The following is a 20,443-nucleotide window of genomic DNA, read 5'->3' on the forward strand; positions in this document are numbered from 1 at the left end:
GGCGACGGCAGTGTAAAAGCGAAAAATGACGATTCGTCCATGCCAGGGGTAGACCCTGGTTACGGAATCGAGTTTAGAAAGCTCGGGGGAAAAAATCGCCTTGTGATTCAACCACCGGACTTTTTCGCCTTGAAGCCTTGCTTGGTCAGCTCTGCCAGCAACAGCTCGACGTGGTCGCCCTGGATCTCGATAACGCCGTCTTTCAAGGCGCCACCGGTGCCACAACGCCGCTTGAGGCTGGCAGCCAGCTCTTTCAAGGGTTCGAGCGCCAACGGCACACCGCTGATGGTGGTCACCGTCTTGCCGCCGCGGCCTTTGCTTTCGCGGCGCACACGGGCAATACCGTCACCTTCGGGGATGGCTTGCTGCTTGCAGATACAGGCGTCCGCCGGCTGGCCACAGTCGGGGCAGTGCCGACCGGCATCGGTGGAATAAACGAGACCGCTCAAGGCGGAAAAGGAAGAAGCTTTCTTGGCCACTTTTGTTCCTCTTGCTGAGGACAAAAACTGGTCGATTCCGTTGCCTGGAGCCGACCGCGAAGCCCCACTCTGGCAGGGGCGGCGCTACTGACGCAAAAGCTGCGACAGCCCGAAAAGGGCGCGCAGTGTAACGATAATTGCGCCGCTTGCTAAGTACTGGATTGCGCCATTTTGCGCAGGTTTTACGACCTGACGCAGACTCCTGGCCGCAGACTAGCTCAAGCCTGCCTGATAGCGCTGCAGCGCAACCAGTGAATCCGGGCAATAAGGCAAGCGCTGACGCTCGTCGTCGACCTGCGCCAGGCTGACGAAGCGCGCCTCGCTGACCTCCTCCGGCTGCAAGCGTAACGGCCCGTCCCAGACCGCCGAAAACACGCCGCACCAGAGCCGATTGCCCGGCTGGTCAAAATAGAACCGCTCATGAAAGCGCAGTTCGACGCCGGTCACCCCGAGTTCCTCGGCCAGCTCGCGGGCCGCCGATTCGGCATAGCTCTCATCGGTCGCCACCATGCCGCCAGCGGCCACGTCCCAGTACCCCGGGTAGACCGCCTTGCTCAGGGAGCGGCGGTTGATGCAGAGCAAGCCGGCGCTGTTGAACAGCAGAATGAACGTGCAGCGGCCGATCAGCCCTGCTTCACGCAGCTGTGCACGCGGCATGGCTCCGAGCAGTTGATCATGCTCGTCGACCCAGGCGATCAGTTCGAGGTCCGAGGCCGCCCGGTGGGCAGCCTCGGCCGGGGTGATGGTCATGCTCAGCCTTGCGACAGCAGCTGACGCAGGTCGATCACTGCAGCGTTGGCGCGCGAGATGTAGTTGGCCATCACCAGCGAGTGGTTGGCCCACATGCCGAAACCGCTACCGTTGAGCACCATTGGGCTCCACAGGGCTTCCTGCGAGGCTTCCAGCTCGCGAATGATCTGGCGCACGCTAACCGTGGCGTTCTTTTTGGCCAGGACGTCGGCGAAGTCCACTTCAATGGCGCGCAACAGGTGCGAAAGCGCCCAGGCCTGACCGCGTGCTTCATAGAACACGTTGTCGATCTGCATCCATGGTGTTTCCACCAGCTCTTCGTCAAGCTGCGGCACCTGGCCAGCCACCACGGTTTCAGTCTTCAGGGTGCTGTTCAGCTTGACCCGGCCGACACTGGCCGACAGCCGCTGCGACAGCGACCCCAGACGGGTGGCTACGTCACCCAGCCAGTTGTTCAGGTTATCGGCACGGGTATAGAAGATCGCGCCTTTGTCGCCTGCGGCCAGACGCGCCTGATAACGCTCGAGCGACTTGATGCCTTCAGAGAACTCGGACTCGCTCGATGGCAGGATCCAGCTCTTGTTGTCGAAGTTGAAGCGCGGCTCGGCCTTGGCCAGGTCGGCGTCTTCGGTCGACTGCGACTGCGAACGGGCGAAGTCCTTGCGCAGTGCCCGCGACAAGTCGCGCACCTGCACCAGCACGCCATATTCCCAGCTCGGCATGTTGTCCATCCACAGCCCAGGCGGGAAGCGGTCGTTGGAAATGTAACCGCCCGGCTTGTCGAGCAGGGTGGCGGCAACGGTTTTCAGCGTCTCGACGGTGGTGTAGCCAATGACCATCTTCTGCCCGCTGCGCTCGGCGCTGGCCTGGGCATTCTGCTGCACCGGGAACAGGTCAGGCTCCTGGCTCCAGTACCAGCCAAGGCCGATACAGACCAGCAGGTACAGCCCGATCACAACCCCAAGAGCGCGGCTCCAGAGGCCGCCAAGATAGCTACGGGCGGCGGCGCGACGGGAGTCGGGCCGCTCACGAGGCTCGGCAGTGGCCTCACGGTTTTTCCAGTCCAGCATGGCATTGTCCTTAATCAGTCACGACGGTTCAGAGCTTGGACCTCAGGCTACGGCCAGGGTGCCACGGCAAGCCCACATCGACCCACTATAAAGCAGACACCGGCTTGCGCATAAGCGACCGGGCGGTCAGCAACTGAATAACAGGACCAGACGCAATGTTGACCTGGCACACGCGCAGCTTGCAGAAGTGGTGCTAGCATACAGCCATCATCGAAGCTGCATTCCCCCATAATAAGTAGTCAGCCATGATCCAGTCACCACAGCCCAGCCACGAGCGCGCCAAGCGCAGCAGCGATCACGTCGACGAGGTGCCGCTGCCGCCGTTGCGCAAACCGGTGTATATCCTGCTGCAGGATCATGACCGCGCCGAACGCCTGGCGCAGCAACTGGAATTCTTTGGCCTGGGGGTGCACGCACTGGCCACTGCCGAGGCGTTCTGCGCGGCGATGCGCGAGCGCTTGCCGGCGGCGATAGTCATGGACGTCGACTTCAGCGGCCCGGGCTGTGGCCTGCTGCTGGCGGCGCAGGCCCAGCTGGGGCTGGATCAGGCTGTGCCGCTGCTGTTCTTCAGCCTGCACGAAACCGACACGCCGACGCGCCTGGCCGCCGTGCGCGCCGGTGGCCAGGCGTTCATGACCGGTACGCTGGAAGCATCGAGCCTGCTGGAAAAGGTCGAGATGCTGACCAACGCCACTCAGTACGACCCGTTTCGAGTACTGATCATCGACGACTCGCGTACCCAGGCACTGCATACCGAGCGCGTGCTCAACAGCGCCGGGATGATCACCCGCAGCCTGACCGAGCCGATCCGCGCCATGGCCGAGCTGGCTGACTTCCAGCCCGACCTGATCATCCTCGACCTCTATATGCCCGACTGTACCGGGCCGGAGCTGGCCAAGGTGATCCGCCACAATGACCGCTATGTCAGCGTGCCGATCATCTACCTGTCGGCCGAGGACGACCTGAACAAGCAGCTCGATGCCATGAGCGAAGGCGGTGATGATTTTCTGACCAAGCCGGTGCGTTCACGCCAGCTGCTGACCACGGTACGCAACCGCGCCGTGCGCGCGCGTCATCTCAAGGCGAGGATGGTCCGCGACAGCCTGACCGGTCTGTACAACCACACGCATATCCTGCAATTGCTGGAAGACTGCAGCTTCCGCGCCCGCCGCGAACAGCAGCCGCTGAGCTTTGCCATGCTCGACATCGACCACTTCAAGAAGATCAACGACCGCCACGGCCACCCCATGGGCGATCGGGTGATCAAGAGCCTGGCATTGTTCCTCAAGCAACGCCTGCGCAAGACCGATTACATCGGCCGTTACGGCGGTGAGGAATTCGCCATTGTGCTGCCCAATACGCCGCTGAGCGCGGCCTACAAGGTGCTCGACGAGATCCGCCGGCGCTTTGCCGAGATCATCTATCCGGCCCAACCCCATGACCTGCACTGCACGTTCAGCGCCGGCGTGGTGCAGTTGGATCAAGCGCACGACGCCCTGAGCATGGCCAGTGCCGCTGACGAAGCGCTGTACCGGGCCAAGCATGCCGGGCGCAACTGCGTGGTGCGGGTAGACCCCGCGTAAACGGCGCCAGGCCCGGTCAAGGCAAAAGGCCACAATTGTCCAGCGCAGCACCCTCCTCCGTCATCACCCCGTCATGCAATCGCAATAACTTCAGGCACCTACCTCTCTCCACGCTGCCGGAAGCCTGCGCCATGCGCCTGAAGTGGTTGACCAATTTCAACACCCTGTTGCTCGTTGCCGTGTGCATTGCCCTGGGCGCAACCCTGTGGTGGTCACAACGAGCGCTGGAGCGTCCCTATCTGCTGATGGAACGCTATCTGGGCTTGTCGCAGCAGTTTCAGAACCATATCGAGCGCGATACCCAGGCCTACCTGGCCAGCGGCGACGCCGTACGCCACGCCGCCGCTGTGCAGGGCAACCAGCAGTTGCAGGCAGCGCTTGCTGACTGGCCCGAAGCTCTGGCCGAGCAACTGCGCCCCAGCCTCGGCGAGTTGCAGGCATTCACCGGCAATCAGCTACTGGCCGCCGGCAAGCTGGCGGGTGATCCGCAAGCCTTGCTGCTGCAGGCCGAACGCGAACTGGGCGGCACTCTCGAACAGCTGGCTGGCTACGCCCAAGGTAGCACCAGCGAGCAGGCCCAGCGCTACCTGGCGCCCTTGCTGGACGCAGCGGTGCATTTGGGCCGTTTATCGCTGGCCCGCGACAAGCTGGTCAGCAGTGGGCGCGCCGAGCTGGCTGAAGAAGTCGAACGCGAATTGCAGCAGGTACGTGTTCAGGCCGAGCAGATTGCAGCATTGCCGCTACTGGGTGTGACCCGCGCGGCCGAGTCCGGCGCTGACGACTTCGCCGCGCTGATGGGCCTGCAAAGCCAGGCTAGCGAGCAGCGCGAAGACGTCGCCGTGGCCCTCAAGCGCGATCTGCAGAGCCTGCTCAGCCGCTATCGCGCCGAACTGCAGCGCACCCGCGAACAGATCGATCAGCGCGCAACCCTGGCCAACAGCACCCGCGAGCGGCTCGAGGCGGTGCAGCAAGCGATTGCCGGGCTGGAGCCGCAGGTACGCGCGCAACACGCCAGCATCGCCGCCGAGGTGCGCATCATTCAGGGCGTGATGATCGTCTTGATTCTGTTCATCGCGCTGCTCATCGACAGCCTCCAGCGGCGCCTGGCGGGAACCCTCGGCAGCCTTGCACCAGCACTGTCACGCTGGGCCGAGGGCGATTTTGCCCAGCCCATTTCCTTGGGCAAGACCAACCGCGAACTGCACGACATCGAAGATTCGCTCAACCACCTGCGCCAGTATCTGGTGCAACTGGTGGCGACCTTGCGCGCCAACGCCGAGCAGGTTGCTGGCAGCAGTCATGCCCTGGCCGGCATGAGCAGCGGCCTGCACCAAGGCGCCGAACGCCAGGCCGGTGACACCGCGCAGATCCGCGATGCCCTGGGCGAGCTGGAAGCGACCATTCAGCAAGTGGCAGGCGATGCCAGCGCTGCGGCCCAGGCCAGTCGCGAGGCCGGCAGTGCCGTCGAGCACGGTCAGCGGGTGATCGGCCAGAGCCTGTCCGGGCTGCGTACCTTGGTTGATGAAGTCCAGGGCAACGCGCAGATGATCGAACAACTGGCACAGGAGTCGGCGACCATCGGCGGTGTGCTCACGGTGATTCGCTCGATTGCCGAACAGACCAACCTGCTGGCGCTCAACGCCGCAATCGAAGCGGCTCGCGCCGGCGAGATGGGCCGCGGCTTTGCCGTGGTCGCCGATGAGGTGCGCTCGCTGGCGCAGCGCACAACTGGCGCTACCGGCGAAATCCAGGCACTGATCGACCGCCTGCAACTGGCCGCGCGCGACTCGGTGAATGGCATGCGCACCCAGCTCGAGCATGCCGAGGCCACCGCCAGCCAGGCGCAGACGGCAGATGGCGCTCTGGATGAAATCGTCACGGCAATCCGCACCATCGCCGACACCGCTGGGCGTATCGCCGATGTGACGGCGCAACAAACCGGCGCCGTGAGCGACATCCGCGACCACAGCGAGCGCATTCACCAACTGGGCGAAGACAACCTGCAGCGCATCGGCGAAGGCCGTGAACAAGGCGAGCAATTGCTCAAGCTGGGCGGCGAGCTGAACACTGCAGTGGCTGCATTCCGCGTTTAAACAAGGGCGCCGGGCGGGCGCCCCCAATGCCCGCCAAGTCCGCTATCATGCGCCCACGTTCGACCTCGCGAGTCCGCCATGCGCCGCCTGTTTTTCCTGCTGTTTCTGCTGCTGGCCAGCCCGGCTTTCGCCGCTGGCCTGCTCGACAACCGCCCCAGTGCCACGCTCGGTGCCTCTGCCCTGAGTAACAACAGCGACTTCCTGCCGGTGCATGAAGCGTTCAAGTTGAGCCTGGTCAGCAGTGATGCGCAGAACATCACCCTGCGTTTCGTCGCCAGCGACGGTTACTACCTCTATCGCCACCGCTTCCAGTTCCGCAGCGAGCCTGCCGATATAGCTCTGGGCACGGCGCAGATTCCGCCCGGTGAGGCCAAGCACGACGAGTTTTTTGGTGATGTCGAGGTGTATCACGGCGTGCTCGATATCGTTGTGCCGCGACCTGCCGCTGACAACCGCGGCTTTACCCTGCTGGTGGGCTACCAGGGCTGCGCCGACAAAGGCCTGTGCTATCCGCCGGAAACCGCAAGGATTGCCATCGATGCGGCTGGTGCAGCCAGCTCGCCAAGCAGCGCGCCCGGCTGGGACTGGCAAGCGTTGCTGCTGTTCTTCCTCGCCGGTCTCGGCCTGACCTTCACCCCCTGCGTACTGCCGATGCTGCCGATCCTGTCGGGTGTGGTCTTGCGCGGCCAGGTCGGCGGCTGGCGTGGTTTCAGCCTGTCGCTGGCCTATGTACTGCCGATGGCGGTGTGCTTCGCCACCCTCGGCGCGCTGATGGGCGTGTTTGGCGCGGGGCTGAACCTGCAGGCGCGGCTGCAATCGGCCTGGGTGCTGGTGCCGTTTGCGCTGTTCTTCGTGCTGTTTGCCCTGGCCATGTTCGGCCTGTTCGAGCTGAAGCTACCGCAAGCCCTGAGCAATCGCCTGGACCGCGTGGCCAATCGCACCCAGGGCGGCTCGCTGCTCGGTGCCGCGGTGCTCGGCGTGCTCTCCAGCCTGCTGGTTTCACCCTGTGTGTCGGCGCCACTGGCCGGCGCCCTGCTGTACATCAGCGCCAGTGGTGACGCTTTGGGCGGCGCGCTGAAACTGTTCGCCCTAGGCCTGGGCATGGGCGCGCCATTGCTGCTGATCGGCACCGGCGGCGCGGCCTGGCTGCCGAAGAGTGGGCCGTGGCTGAACACCGTCAAGAATGCCATCGGCGTGCTGTTGCTGGGTCTGGCTATCGGCCTGCTCAGCCGGGTTTTGCCCGGGCCGCTGACTTTGCTCTTGATCGGCCTGCTCGCGGCGGGCGTAGCGCTGTTCCTCGGCGCCCTTGAGCTGGTGGTGAAAACGCCACGCGAGCGCCTCGCGCAATTGGCCGGCCTGGCCTTGCTGGTGTACGCCCTGGCGTGCTGGTACGGCGCCCTCAGCGGCCAGGGTGACCCACTGCGGCCACTGCCCAGCGCGGCTCCAGCCGCTGCTGCAGGCGCAGTCAGCGCCGACGCCTGGCAGACCATCACCACTCCGGCGGCGCTCGACGCAGCCTTGGCGGCGGCCTCGGCCGCCGGCCAACCGGTGCTGCTCGACTGGTACGCCGACTGGTGCATCAGCTGCAAGGTGATAGAACATGAGGTGCTCAGCGCACCGCAGGTGCAGGCGCAGTTGGGCGCCTTCAAGCTGCTGCGTTTCGACATCACCGAAAGCAATGTCGAGCAGCGCAGCCTGCTCGACCGCTATCGCTTGTTCGGCCCGCCGGCACTGCTGTTCTTTGCCGCAAACGGCAGCGAAATGAGCAGCGATCGTGTGGTTGGTGAAATAAACGCCGGCGATTTTGCACAGATCCTCACGCGCGTACGCGGCCAACTCGGGCTATAACTTCCTGCTGACTGCGCTGTTCGCAGCCTGCGGTGACCAAATCTAAACATCTGGTCACATACTTTGCGCGAATCTCGGGCAACGTGCTGGCTATTGCCGGGAACTGGACACACCTACTCGCTTTGCGGCATAGTCGCCGCGCATGTCGTATTGCCCTACAAGACCAAGGAACCCGCAGATGGCTACCCTACTGGTGCTGCACGGCCCCAACCTCAACCTGCTCGGTACCCGCGAGCCGGGTCATTACGGTGCCGCCACCCTCGCCCAGATCAACCAGGATCTGGAGCAGCGTGCCCGTGCCGCAGGCCACCATCTGCAGTACCTGCAGAGCAATGCCGAGTATGAGCTGATCGATCGGATTCACGCCGCGCGCGACGAAGGCGTCGATTTCATCCTGATCAATCCGGCTGCTTTCACCCACACCAGCGTCGCATTACGTGACGCATTGCTGGCGGTGAGCATCCCATTCATCGAAGTGCACCTGTCCAACGTGCACAAGCGTGAACCGTTCCGGCATCACTCCTACTTCTCCGATGTTGCGGTAGGGGTGATCTGCGGTCTCGGCGCCAGCGGTTATCGACTGGCCCTGGAGGCAGCTCTGGAACAGCTGGCTGCAAGCGCACAGCCCTGATGAAACAAGGCCTTGGCCCCTGCGGGCCGAGGTCATAGAGAAACGTTTTCGACACGTTTTCAATTTACGTCCCCGACCGAACCTTGGGAGTTGCTGATTAATGGATATCCGTAAAGTCAAAAAGCTGATCGAACTGCTGGAAGAGTCCGGCATCGACGAACTGGAGATCAAGGAAGGCGAAGAGTCCGTTCGCATCAGCCGTCACAGCAAGACCCCAGCTGCTCAGCAGTACTTCGCGCCACAACCGATGGCCGCCGCTCCAGTAGCTGCGCCTGCTCCGGTTGCCGCTGCCGCCCCTGCTGCCGACGCCGCGCCAGTGCTCAAAGGCACCGTGGTCCGTTCGCCAATGGTCGGTACCTTCTATCGCAAGCCATCGCCGACCTCGCCGAACTTCGCTGAAGTCGGGCAGAGCATCAAGAAAGGCGACACCCTGTGCATCGTCGAAGCGATGAAGATGATGAACCACATCGAAGCCGAAATCGGCGGTGTCATCGACGCCATCCTGGTGGAAGACGGTCAGCCGGTTGAATTCGACCAGCCGCTGTTCACCGTCGTTTGATCCTCGGAGAGCCAACGATGTCTGCGAAGCTGGAAAAAGTCCTGATCGCCAACCGTGGCGAAATCGCCCTGCGTATCCTGCGGGCCTGCAAAGAGCTCGGCATCAAGACCGTCGCTGTGCACTCCACGGCTGACCGTGAGCTGATGCACCTGGGTCTGGCTGACGAATCGGTCTGCATCGGCCCTGCGTCGTCCAAGGATTCCTACCTGCACATCCCGGCGATCATCGCTGCCGCCGAAGTGACTGGCGCTACCGCCATCCACCCAGGCTACGGCTTCCTCGCCGAGAACGCTGACTTCGCCGAGCAGGTCGAGAAGTCCGGCTTTGCCTTCATCGGCCCGAAAGCCGACACCATTCGCCTGATGGGCGACAAGGTTTCGGCCAAGGCAGCCATGATCGAAGCTGGTGTACCGACCGTACCAGGCTCCGACGGCCCACTGCCGGAAGACGAAGAAGAAGCCCTGCGCATCGGCCGTGAAGTCGGCTACCCGGTGATCATCAAAGCCGCTGGCGGCGGCGGTGGTCGCGGCATGCGCGTGGTGCACAATGAAGAAGACCTGATCGCGTCGGCCAAGCTGACCCGTACCGAAGCCGGTGCTGCGTTCGGCAACCCGATGGTCTACCTCGAGAAGTTCCTGACCAACCCACGTCACGTGGAAGTCCAGGTGCTGTCCGACGGCCAGGGCCAGGCAATCCATCTCGGCGACCGTGACTGCTCGCTGCAGCGCCGTCACCAGAAGGTTCTCGAAGAAGCGCCGGCCCCGGGCATCGACGAGCAAGCGCGTCAGGAAGTCTTCGCCCGCTGTGTCAAGGCGTGCATCGACATCGGTTACCGTGGTGCCGGCACGTTCGAGTTCCTCTACGAGAACGGCCGCTTCTACTTCATCGAAATGAACACCCGTGTTCAGGTCGAGCACCCGGTTTCGGAAATGGTCACTGGTATCGACATCGTCAAGGAGATGCTCAGCATCGCCGCTGGCAACAAGCTGTCGTTCACTCAGGATGACGTGGTGATCCGCGGCCACTCGCTGGAATGCCGGATCAACGCTGAAGACCCGCGCAAGTTCATCCCGAGCCCAGGCACCGTCAAGCACTTCCATGCTCCAGGCGGCAATGGCGTGCGGGTCGATTCGCACCTGTACAGCGGCTATTCGGTTCCGCCGAACTATGACTCGCTGATCGGCAAGCTGATCACCTACGGCAAGGATCGCGACGAAGCCATGGCGCGCATGCGCAATGCCCTCGACGAAATCGTGGTCGACGGTATCAAGACCAACATCCCGCTGCACCGCGACCTGGTGCGTGATGAAGGTTTCTGCAAAGGTGGCGTCAACATCCATTACCTCGAGCACAAACTGGCCAACCAGGATTGATCTTGAAGTGATGCGCTGAACAAACCCCGGCCCTGTGCCGGGGTTTTTTATTGCCGCTCGTGCCTCGCTTGCCTCGCCACGCGCACAAACCGCACACACTGAAGTAAACTGCCCTACTTCGCGCAGCCCAGTCGCTGCCCCCACAGATTTTTTAAGGTACCCGCCATGCCCTGGCTGCAAGTACGTCTGGCCATCAGCCCGGAACAAGCCGAAACCTACGAAGATGCCCTGCTCGAAGTAGGCGCTGTCTCGGTAACCTTCATGGACGCCGAAGACCAGCCGATCTTCGAGCCGGACCTCAACACCACGCCACTGTGGTCGCACACCCACCTGCTGGCCCTGTTCGAAGCCGACGCTGAGCCTGAGCAGGTATTCGCTCACCTGCGCCTGCTGACCAACGCCGAGCTGCCCGAGCACCAGGCTGAAGTCATCGAAGACCAGGACTGGGAGCGCAGCTGGATGGACAACTTCCAGCCCATGCGTTTTGGCCAGCGTCTGTGGATCGTGCCAAGCTGGCACGCAGCCCCTGAGCCGGAAGCAGTCAACCTGCTGCTCGACCCGGGCCTGGCGTTCGGCACCGGCACCCACCCGACTACCGCGCTGTGCCTGGAGTGGCTCGACGGCCAGCAACTGGCTGACGTGCAGGTACTGGACTTCGGCTGTGGCTCGGGCATTCTGGCCATCGCTGCGCTGCTGCTGGGCGCGCGCGAAGCGGTCGGTACCGATATCGATGTGCAGGCGCTGGAAGCTTCGCGCGACAACGCCGGGCGCAACGGTATCGAAGCCGAGCGCTTCCCGCTGTACCTGCCTGAAGACATGCCGGCGATGCAGGCCGACGTGCTGGTGGCCAACATTCTGGCTGGCCCGCTGGTCTCGCTGGCGCCGCAGTTGTCGGGCCTGGTACGACCGGGCGGCCTGCTGGCGTTATCGGGGATCCTCGCCGAACAGGGTGAAGAAGTCGCCGCCGCCTATGCTGCAGACTTTGACCTGGACCCGATCGTCGTCCGCGACGGCTGGGTTCGCATCAGTGGCCGCCGTCGCTCGGCAGGCCTGAAATAATCACCTGCACAGCCCCCCGGATCGCCGCATGACCGACAGTTTCGTCACCCAGTGCCCGCATTGCCAGACCAGCTTTCGCGTCACGCATCATCAATTGAGCGTGGCCCGCGGGGTGGTTCGCTGCGGCCAGTGCCTGCAAGTGTTCAACGCCGCCAAGCAACTGCTCGAGCAAAACCGCGTAGCCACTGCCGAGACGGCGCCTGCGCAGCCGGAGCTGGCTACCCCGGTCGAAGCACCAGCGCCTGCTGGGCCGGCGCCGAGCCAGGACGACTGGCAGGCCAGCGCTCAGGCCTTTGACGAAATCGACCTGGACCAGGCATTAGCCAATCTGGAGCGTCGCGATCGGGCCAGCGAAGGCCAGAGCGAGGCGCGCAGCGATGCCCTGCAGGCAGTGCGCGAGGTGCACGACCCGGACGAAGACGTCGGCCGCCCGTTCGGTAACGCCACCGACGAGCCTCTGAGCGAGCCTTCACCGCTGGTCCTCGAGCCGCCACTGATCGAGCCCGAAGCGCTTGAGCAAGAGCCGTTTGAGCAGGAAGCCTTTGAGCACGAGCCATCGCCCCGCGAGCGCACCGAGCCAAGCATTGGCCTGGTGCTTGACCCGGACGATCAACCCAGCCGCCAGCAGCCCACGCTGGGCGCGCCGTTGACCGCAGCCGAAGCGCTGAGCCGCGAGTTTCTGGCCGCCGACGACGACCATGACACGGTAGTAAGCGGCCTGTCGGCGTTCGATGATGGCCGCCGCAAGGAAAACCTGTCAGCGCTGGACGCCCACGACGATGAACTCGAGCAGCCGCTCGATGAGCGTATCGAACCGGGCCTGAACAGCCGCGCCAACCGGCGCAAGGAGCCGCTGATCGATGTGGTCGACGACCCGCTCCAGCTGGACTGGCAAAAGCCCCAGGTCAACTGGGGCAAGCGCTTGCTGTGGGGCACGCTGACCCTGCTTGCCGCCGGCTTGCTGGCCTTTCAGTACGTGTGGTTCCACTTCGACGAAATGGCCCGCCAGGACCAGTACCGGCCGTGGTTCCAGCAACTGTGCCCGACGCTGGGCTGCAAGGTGCCGACCCGGGTCGACATTGCCCGGATCAAGAGCAGCAACCTGGTGGTGCGCAGCCATCCGGACTTCAAGGGCGCCCTGATCGTCGACGCGATCATCTACAACCGCGCGCCGTTTGCCCAACCGTTCCCATTGCTGGAACTGCGCTTTGCCGACCTCAACGGCCAGTCGATTGCCAGTCGTCGCTTCAAACCCAGCGAGTACCTCTCCGGTGAATTGGCCGGGCGCGGCGAAATGCCCAGCCAGACGCCTATCCATATCGCCCTGGATATCCTCGACCCGGGCCCCAAGGCCGTCAACTACAGCCTGAGCTTCCGCTCGCCGGAGTGACAATTGCCTGCAGACGCCGGTTTACCGGCGCCTGCAGCTTGTCCAGAACTGCGAGGCATAAGGCCGCAGCTGTTCAGATTTTATCCAAATTGACCTTTATCCAGTCATCCAGAGCGGGTATTATGCCCACCCTTTTTGACCTCAATGATTCGGCCCCACAACAGGGAACACCTATGTCGGCGGTACGCATCGGCCCATATACGCTTCGCAACAACCTGATCCTTGCGCCTATGGCCGGGGTTACGGACCAGCCTTTCCGCACGCTTTGCCAGCGCTTGGGCGCAGGCATGGTGGTGTCGGAGATGGTCAGCAGCGACATGAGCCTGTGGGACAGCCGCAAGTCACGTCTGCGCCGCATCCATGAAGGTGATCCCGAGCCGCGCTCGGTACAGATCGCCGGGGGTGACGCACAGATGATGGCGGCGGCGGCCCGGGCCAATGTCGAGGCCGGCGCGCAGATCATCGACATCAACATGGGTTGCCCGGCAAAAAAAGTCTGCAACAAAGCTGCAGGCTCTGCTTTATTGAGAGATGAAGTGCTGGTCAGCGAGATCCTCGACGCCGTCATTGGCGCAGTGGATGTCCCGGTGACCCTGAAGATACGTACCGGCTGGGACCGTTCGAGCAAGAACGGCCTGAACGTGGCAAAAATTGCCGAACAGGCCGGCATCCAGGCGCTTGCGGTGCATGGCCGCACACGTGCCGACCTGTACACCGGTGAAGCCGAGTACGACACCATTGCTGCGATCAAGCAGGCAGTGTCGATCCCGGTCTTTGCCAATGGCGATATCACCTCGCCAGAAAAAGCCCGGGCGGTGCTGCACGCCACCGGTGCCGACGGCCTGCTGATTGGCCGTGCGGCCCAAGGCCGGCCGTGGATCTTCCGCGAGATCGAGCATTACCTGCAGACCGGTGAATACCTGCCGGCGCCAGGGCTGGACGAAGTTGAACGCATTTTGCTGGAGCACCTGGCCGCGCTGCATGCCTTCTACGGCGATGTAATGGGCGTACGTATCGCCCGAAAGCACGTTGGCTGGTACCTGGCAACCCGACCCGGCGGCAAGGAGTTCCGCTCCCGGTTCAACGCTTTGGATGAGACACACGCGCAATGCGCCAACGTTCGCGAGTTTTTCTCCGAATGCCGACAGAGCCTTGAAACAAAGGACGAACAAGGGGTGGCCGCATGACGATGATGACCGAGACTTTAGTGAGTGGAACAACGCCCGTGAGCGACAACGCCAACCTCAAGCAGCACCTGAATACGCCGAGCGAGGAGGGCCAGACCCTGCGCGACAGCGTCGAGAAGGCGCTGCACAACTACTTCGCCCACCTCGAAGGCGCCTCCGTCACGGACGTGTACAACCTGGTGCTCTCGGAGGTCGAGGCGCCGCTGCTCGAAAGTGTGATGAATTACGTCAAGGGCAACCAGACCAAAGCCAGCGAGATGCTCGGACTCAACCGTGGCACCCTGCGCAAGAAGCTCAAGCAGTACGATTTGCTCTAAGGCCAGAATCCCAATCAGAAAAGGCGGCTCCCGCAGGAGGCGCCTTTTTTGCTGACTCCACCGCGTTATGGAATCCGAAATGACCGACCAGACTACCCGCCTGCCGATCCGCCGCGCCCTGATCAGCGTCTCCGACAAGACCGGGATCCTCGAATTCGCTCGCGAGCTGCAACAGCTCGGCGTCGAGATCCTGTCCACCGGTGGTACCTACAAGCTGCTCAAGGACAATGGCGTCGACGCGGTGGAAGTGGCCGACTACACCGGCTTCGCTGAAATGATGGACGGCCGGGTGAAGACCCTGCATCCAAAAATCCACGGTGGCATCCTCGGTCGTCGCGGCACCGACGACGCGATCATGAACGAGCACGGCATCAAGCCAATCGACCTGGTGGCAGTCAACCTGTACCCGTTCGAAGCCACCATCGCCAAGCCTGGCTGCGACCTGCCGACCGCAATCGAGAACATCGATATCGGCGGCCCGACCATGGTTCGCTCGGCAGCCAAGAACCACAAGGACGTGGCTATCGTGGTCAACGCCGGTGACTACGGCCAGGTCCTCGAAAGCCTCAAGGCCGGTGGCCTGACCTACGCTCAGCGCTTCGACCTGATGCTCAAGGCGTTCGAGCACACCGCCGCCTACGACGGTATGATCGCCAACTACATGGGCACCGTGAACCAGGCTGCCGAGACCCTGTCGACTTCCGACCGCAGCCTGTTCCCGCGCACCTTCAACAGCCAGTTCGTCAAAGCCCAGGAAATGCGCTACGGCGAGAACCCGCACCAGAACGCGGCGTTCTACGTTGAAGCGAACAAGGGCGAAGCGAGCATCTCTACCGCCACCCAGCTGCAGGGCAAAGAGCTGTCGTTCAACAACGTGGCCGACACCGATGCCGCCCTCGAGTGCGTCAAGAGCTTCGTCAAGCCGGCCTGCGTGATCGTCAAGCACGCCAACCCGTGCGGCGTTGCCGTGGTTCCGGAAAACGAAGGCGGCATTCGTCAGGCCTACGAACTGGCCTACGCCACCGACACCGAGTCGGCCTTTGGCGGCATCATCGCCTTCAACCGCGAACTGGACGGCGAGACTGCCAAGGCCATCGTCGAGCGCCAGTTCGTTGAAGTGATCATTGCGCCGAAGATCTCCCAGGCTGCCCGTGACGTAGTAGCCGCCAAGCAGAACGTGCGTCTGCTCGAGTGCGGCGAGTGGCCAGCCGAGCGCAGCGCTGGCTGGGACTTCAAGCGGGTCAACGGTGGCCTGCTGGTGCAGAGCCGCGATATCGGCATGATCAGCGCCGACGATCTGAAGATCGTTACCCAGCGCGCGCCGAGCGAGCAGGAAATTCACGACCTGATCTTCGCCTGGAAAGTTGCCAAGTTCGTCAAGTCCAACGCTATCGTCTACGCCAAGCAGCGCCAGACCATCGGTGTCGGTGCTGGCCAGATGAGCCGCGTCAACTCGGCACGCATTGCTGCAATCAAAGCCGAGCATGCTGGCCTGCAGGTGCAAGGTGCGGTCATGGCCTCGGACGCGTTCTTCCCGTTCCGCGACGGTATCGACAACGCTGCCAAGGCCGGCATCACTGCAGTGATCCAGCCAGGTGGTTCGATGCGCGATGCTGAAGTGATCGCTGCTGCCGACGAAGCCGGCATCGCCATGGTGTTCACCGGCATGCGCCACTTCCGCCACTAATTTCTGCCGACCGCGCTCTTGTAGGAGCGGCCTTGTGTCGCGAAAGGCCCGCACAGCGGGCCCAGGATTAGTGCATCATCGCCAATTTTGGGGTCGCTCCTCGACCCTTTCGCGACACAAGGCCGCCCCTACAAAGAGGCGTCTGGGCTAAACAGTTTTCGAGGTTTTAGACATGAAAGTTTTGATCATCGGCAACGGCGGCCGTGAACACGCCCTGGCCTGGAAAGTTGCCCAGGACCCACGTGTCGAAAAAGTCTTCGTCGCCCCAGGCAACGCTGGCACCGCCACCGAAGCCAAATGCGAGAACGTCGACATCCAGGTGACCGCTCTGGAGCAGTTGGCCGATTTCGCCGAGCAGAACGTCGACCTGACCATCGTCGGCCCGGAAGCGCCACTGGTTGCCGGCGTCGTCGACCTGTTCCGCAGCCGCAAGCTCGACTGCTTTGGCCCAACCAAGGGCGCTGCCCAGCTTGAAGGCTCCAAGGCATTCACCAAGGACTTCCTGGCCCGTCACCAGATCCCTACCGCGGATTACCAGAACTTCACCGAAGTCGAGCCAGCCCTGGCCTACCTGCAAAAGGTCGGCGCGCCGATCGTGATCAAGGCCGACGGCCTTGCTGCGGGCAAAGGCGTGATCGTTGCCATGACCTTGCAGGAAGCCGAAGACGCCGTGCGCGACATGCTCGCCGGTAACGCCTTTGGTGATGCAGGTTCGCGGGTCGTCATCGAAGAGTTTCTCGACGGCGAAGAAGCCAGCTTCATCGTCATGGTCGACGGTGAAAACGTGCTGCCGATGGCGACCAGCCAGGACCACAAGCGCGTCGGCGACGGCGACAGCGGGCCGAACACCGGCGGCATGGGCGCCTACTCGCCAGCCCCGGTGGTTACCGCCGAAGTGCACCAGCGGGTGATGGACCAGGTGATCTGGCCGACCGTGCGCGGCATGGCCGCCGAAGGCAACGTCTACACCGGCTTCCTGTACGCCGGGCTGATGATCGACAAGGCCGGCAACCCCAAGGTGATCGAGTTCAACTGCCGCTTCGGCGACCCGGAAACCCAGCCAGTCATGCTGCGCCTGGAGTCGAGCCTGGTGCTGTTGATCGAAGCCGCCTTCGCCAAGGCCTTGAACAAGGTCGAAGCACAATGGGACCCGCGGCCAAGCCTGGGTGTCGTGCTGGCTGCCGGCGGTTACCCGGCCGACTACGCCAAGGGCGCTACCATTCACGGTCTCGGCGCTGCGGCCAAGCTGGAAGGCAAGGTCTTCCATGCCGGCACTGCGCTGCAGGACGGCCAGGTCGTGACCAACGGCGGCCGCGTGCTGTGCGCCACTGCCCTCGGTCAGACCGTCGCCCAGGCCCAGGAACAGGCTTACCGCCTGGCCAAGGAAGTCAGCTGGGACGGTAGCTTCTACCGCACCGACATCGGCTACCGGGCCATTGCCCGCGAGCGTGGTGAAGCGCAGTAACAGCGCTTTGGCGAATGGCCGTGACGCCCTTTGGTGCACGGCCTTCGGCTCGTCGACAGGATGCCGATGGGCCTTGCGTTCGCCTTCACCCGCCGCGCATAGTTGTGCTTCGCCACACCCGCTAAGAAAGGATCTCGTCTTGCGTCGGCTTCGGATTGCCCTTGCCCTGTTCGTCAGCTTGCTGACCCTGCTCTGCCTGCCGCCGGCCTCGGCCGAGCAAGGTGGTGGCTGGTCGCTGCTGCTCGATGAACAGGCCAACCTGCAACTGAGCGACGTACGCTCCGAACGCTACCGCAACCAATTCAGTCCCCTCCAGCTCAACGAGCTGGAGGCTGCCGAGCCTGATCAAGCGCTCTGGCTGCACTACCGGCTGGAACCGGATGACCAGCAACGCCTGCTGCGTATCTTCGCTCCCGACCTGTCCCGCCTCGATCTGTACGTGCTCAACGGTGACAAACTGCTGCGCCAGCGCCACCATGGTCCGCAGGCCAACACCGGCAGCGAGCCGACCCTGCTCGGCAGTGACCACTTGCTGACTTTACCCAACAGCAGCCAGCCACTGGACGTCTACCTGCACCTGGTCTCGGAACACCAACTGCGCCCAGCCATCAGCCTGCTGTCTGCTGCCGAGGCTGCGGGCGACCAACACTTGCTGCTGTTGTTCGGCCTGTTGTTCGGCGGTCTGGTCATGCTGATCCTGCACAACGTGATTCGCTTCCTCTACGTGCGCTCGAGCACCACCCTGATTCTTGCCCTTTACCACGGCCTGATGCTGCTCAGCGCGCTGATCCTGCTCAACCTCAGCGGGCCCTGGTGGCACGTCTGGCACAGTGCGCAAACGCCTGCCGCCTACCTGACCCTGGTCATGGCCGGGCTGGCCGGTCTGTACTTCACCCAGCACTTTTTCAGTACCGGCAATTCGCCGCGGCTGAATCGGCTGTTGCAGGGCGAGATGCTGTTGGTTGGTGTCAGTAGCCTGATCCTGCTGTTCGTCGACACCCTGCCGCTCAACCTGATGACCTACGCCCTGCTCGCGATTGGCAGCGCAAGCATGCTGCTGGTCAGCAGCTATCACTGGTACAAGGGCTACAGCCCGGCACGTTTGTTCGCCTTGGCGATGCTGGTGTACAACCTCGGCGGGCTGGTGTTGCTGCCAGCGTTGCTCGGCCTGACCCGCACGCCGACGCCATGGTTGCTGTGCATTCTGCTGGCACTGACGGTAAGCAGCGGCCTGCTGCTCAACCTGGCAGTGAGTGAACGCTTGCGACGCATCAATGAGGACCGCTTCCGTGCCAGCCGCGCGCTGGCAGCCAGCGACGCCGAGCTCAACGCCAAGGCCGAGTTCCTGGCCAAGATCAGCCATGAAATCCGCACACCGATGAACGGCGTGCTGGGCATGACCGAGCTGTTGCTGGGCACGCCGCTGTCGGTCAAGCAGCGCGACTACGTGCAGACCATCCACAGCGCCGGCAACGAGCTGCTGACCTTGATCAACGAGATCCTCGACATCTCCAAGCTGGAGTCGCGGCAGATCGAGCTGGACGATGTGCAGTTCGACCTCAACGCCTTGATCGAAGATTGCCTGAATATCTTTCGGGCCAAGGCCGAACAACGCAACATCGAGCTGATCAGCTTTACCCAACCGCAAGTCCCGCGGGTCATCAGCGGCGACCCAACGCGCTTGCGTCAGGCCCTTTCCAGCCTGCTGGAAAACGCGCTGAAAAATACCGAGCAGGGGGAAATTCTGCTGGTGGTGGCACTGGATCAACGCGGCGAGCTGCCGCGTTTGCGCATTGCCGTCCAAGACAGCGGCAGTGCCATGCCACCGGCCGAGCGCGAAGCCTTGCTGCAGGCCGAGCTACACAGCCATCAGTTTCTTTCCAGCAACAAGCTCGGTGGCCATCTCGGGCTGGTGATCGCCAAACAATTGATTGGCCTGATGCAGGGCGAATTCGGCATCAAGAGCAGCAGCAACATGGGTAACACGCTGTGGTTGACCCTGCCGCTCGACCCGTCGCGTCTGGAGCAGCCACCGGCCGACCTGGACGGCCCGCTGCGCGACGCACGAGTACTGGTGGTCGACGATAACGACACCTGTCGCAAGGTCCTGGTGCAGCAATGCAGTGCCTGGGGGATGAATGTCAGCGCCGTGCCGTCGGGCAAGGAGGCGCTCGCCCTGCTGCGCACCAAGGCGCACCTGCGCGACTATTTCGACGCGGTCCTGCTCGACCAGAACATGCCCGGCATGACCGGCATGCAACTGGCAGCCAAGATCAAGGAAGACCCAAGCCTCAACCACGACATCCTGGTGGTGATGCTGACCGGCATCAGCAACGCCCCGAGCAAGGTCATCGCGCGCAACGCCGGGGTCAAGCGCATCCTCGCCAAGCCGGTGGCCGGCTACACCTTGAAAACCACCCTCGCTGAAGAGCTGGCGCAGCGCGGACGTGAGCAGGCCAGCCCGCCGACAGCGCTCGGCGTGCCGCCGGCGACACTGGAAGTTCCAGCCGACTTCCACGTGCTGGTTGCCGAAGACAACAGCATTTCGACCAAGGTCATCCGCGGCATGCTCGGCAAGCTCAACCTCGAACCTGATACCGCCAGCAATGGCGAGGAGGCCCTGCAGGCCATGCAGGCTCGTCGCTACGATCTGGTCTTGATGGATTGCGAGATGCCCGTGCTGGATGGATTCTCAGCGACCATTCGCCTGCGCGAGTGGGAGGCGGCCAACCAGCGCCAGCGCACGCCGGTTGTCGCGCTGACCGCCCACATCCTCAGCGAGCACAAGGAACGTGCACGCCTGGCCGGTATGGACGGCCACATGGCCAAGCCGGTCGAGCTGTCGCAACTGCGCGAACTGGTCCAGTACTGGGCCGGGCAGCGCGAGGCGAGAGCCGCTGAGGTGGATGCATCATGACCGGCAGCGCTGAGCGCAGCCGGGCAAAGCTCAAA

16 protein-coding genes are annotated in these 20,443 nt (G+C 63.2%); 13 read left to right on the plus strand and 3 right to left on the minus strand.

Annotated features, from left to right (window positions below):
* Positions 1-107: 107 nt before the first annotated feature.
* From AC58X1_RS09915 to AC58X1_RS09925, 3 genes are all read right to left on the minus strand, one after another.
* Positions 108-479 (minus strand): translation initiation factor Sui1, encoded by a 372-nt coding sequence (locus tag AC58X1_RS09915; protein WP_101316096.1) that lies wholly within the window; start codon positions 477-479, stop codon positions 108-110.
* A gap of 213 nt (positions 480-692) precedes the next feature.
* Entirely contained in the window at positions 693-1,229 is a 537-nt protein-coding gene (locus tag AC58X1_RS09920; RefSeq protein WP_101316094.1) for an NUDIX hydrolase, read from the minus strand.
* A gap of 2 nt (positions 1,230-1,231) precedes the next feature.
* Entirely contained in the window at positions 1,232-2,299 is a 1,068-nt protein-coding gene (locus tag AC58X1_RS09925) for a DUF2333 family protein (protein WP_150573731.1), read from the minus strand.
* Between the two features lie 245 nt (positions 2,300-2,544).
* Here AC58X1_RS09925 and AC58X1_RS09930 point away from each other — a divergent pair, with 245 nt between their 5' ends.
* The 13 genes from AC58X1_RS09930 to AC58X1_RS09990 all read left to right on the plus strand — a co-directional run bounded on the left by AC58X1_RS09930 (position 2,545) and on the right by AC58X1_RS09990 (position 20,408).
* Complete coding sequence (locus AC58X1_RS09930; RefSeq protein ID WP_101316090.1) at positions 2,545-3,882, plus strand: diguanylate cyclase; 1,338 nt, start codon at positions 2,545-2,547, stop codon at positions 3,880-3,882.
* Between the two features lie 1,313 nt (positions 3,883-5,195).
* Positions 5,196-5,975, plus strand: a complete 780-nt coding sequence (locus AC58X1_RS09935; RefSeq protein ID WP_401181838.1) for a methyl-accepting chemotaxis protein — start codon at positions 5,196-5,198, stop codon at positions 5,973-5,975.
* Between the two features lie 78 nt (positions 5,976-6,053).
* On the plus strand, positions 6,054-7,823 hold the full coding sequence (locus AC58X1_RS09940) for a protein-disulfide reductase DsbD (RefSeq protein WP_497428797.1): 1,770 nt from the start codon (positions 6,054-6,056) through the stop codon (positions 7,821-7,823).
* 178 nt (positions 7,824-8,001) lie between these two features.
* The gene (aroQ, locus tag AC58X1_RS09945) at positions 8,002-8,454 is read left to right on the plus strand and encodes a type II 3-dehydroquinate dehydratase (protein WP_101316084.1); all 453 of its coding nucleotides are present in this window, start codon (positions 8,002-8,004) and stop codon (positions 8,452-8,454) included.
* A gap of 100 nt (positions 8,455-8,554) precedes the next feature.
* Entirely contained in the window at positions 8,555-9,013 is a 459-nt protein-coding gene (gene accB / locus AC58X1_RS09950) for an acetyl-CoA carboxylase biotin carboxyl carrier protein (protein WP_103435906.1), read from the plus strand.
* A gap of 17 nt (positions 9,014-9,030) precedes the next feature.
* Positions 9,031-10,386 carry an acetyl-CoA carboxylase biotin carboxylase subunit gene (gene accC / locus AC58X1_RS09955; protein WP_101316079.1) on the plus strand — a complete coding sequence of 452 codons (1,356 nt, stop codon included), beginning with the start codon at positions 9,031-9,033 and terminating at the stop codon, positions 10,384-10,386.
* A 165-nt stretch (positions 10,387-10,551) separates the two neighbouring features.
* Entirely contained in the window at positions 10,552-11,445 is an 894-nt protein-coding gene (gene prmA, locus AC58X1_RS09960; protein WP_103435904.1) for a 50S ribosomal protein L11 methyltransferase, read from the plus strand.
* Positions 11,446-11,473: 28 nt separating this feature from the next.
* Positions 11,474-12,835 (plus strand): DUF3426 domain-containing protein, encoded by a 1,362-nt coding sequence (locus AC58X1_RS09965; RefSeq protein WP_497428798.1) that lies wholly within the window; start codon positions 11,474-11,476, stop codon positions 12,833-12,835.
* 173 nt (positions 12,836-13,008) lie between these two features.
* Positions 13,009-14,022 (plus strand): tRNA dihydrouridine synthase DusB, encoded by a 1,014-nt coding sequence (gene dusB / locus AC58X1_RS09970; protein WP_101316073.1) that lies wholly within the window; start codon positions 13,009-13,011, stop codon positions 14,020-14,022.
* Positions 14,019-14,339 carry a DNA-binding transcriptional regulator Fis gene (gene fis / locus AC58X1_RS09975; RefSeq protein ID WP_101316071.1) on the plus strand — a complete coding sequence of 107 codons (321 nt, stop codon included), beginning with the start codon at positions 14,019-14,021 and terminating at the stop codon, positions 14,337-14,339. The genes dusB and fis overlap by 4 nt, the downstream gene beginning before the upstream one ends.
* A 79-nt stretch (positions 14,340-14,418) precedes the next feature.
* Positions 14,419-16,026, plus strand: a complete 1,608-nt coding sequence (gene purH, locus AC58X1_RS09980; RefSeq protein ID WP_101322931.1) for a bifunctional phosphoribosylaminoimidazolecarboxamide formyltransferase/IMP cyclohydrolase — start codon at positions 14,419-14,421, stop codon at positions 16,024-16,026.
* A gap of 172 nt (positions 16,027-16,198) precedes the next feature.
* Positions 16,199-17,491: a phosphoribosylamine--glycine ligase gene (gene purD, locus AC58X1_RS09985; protein WP_150571361.1), complete on the plus strand. Its 1,293-nt coding sequence runs from the start codon at positions 16,199-16,201 to the stop codon at positions 17,489-17,491.
* Between the two features lie 139 nt (positions 17,492-17,630).
* On the plus strand, positions 17,631-20,408 hold the full coding sequence (locus AC58X1_RS09990) for a hybrid sensor histidine kinase/response regulator (protein WP_188035254.1): 2,778 nt from the start codon (positions 17,631-17,633) through the stop codon (positions 20,406-20,408).
* Positions 20,409-20,443: the final 35 nt, after the last annotated feature.

It is taken from the genome of Pseudomonas sp. PGPR N4 (assembly GCF_059693665.1).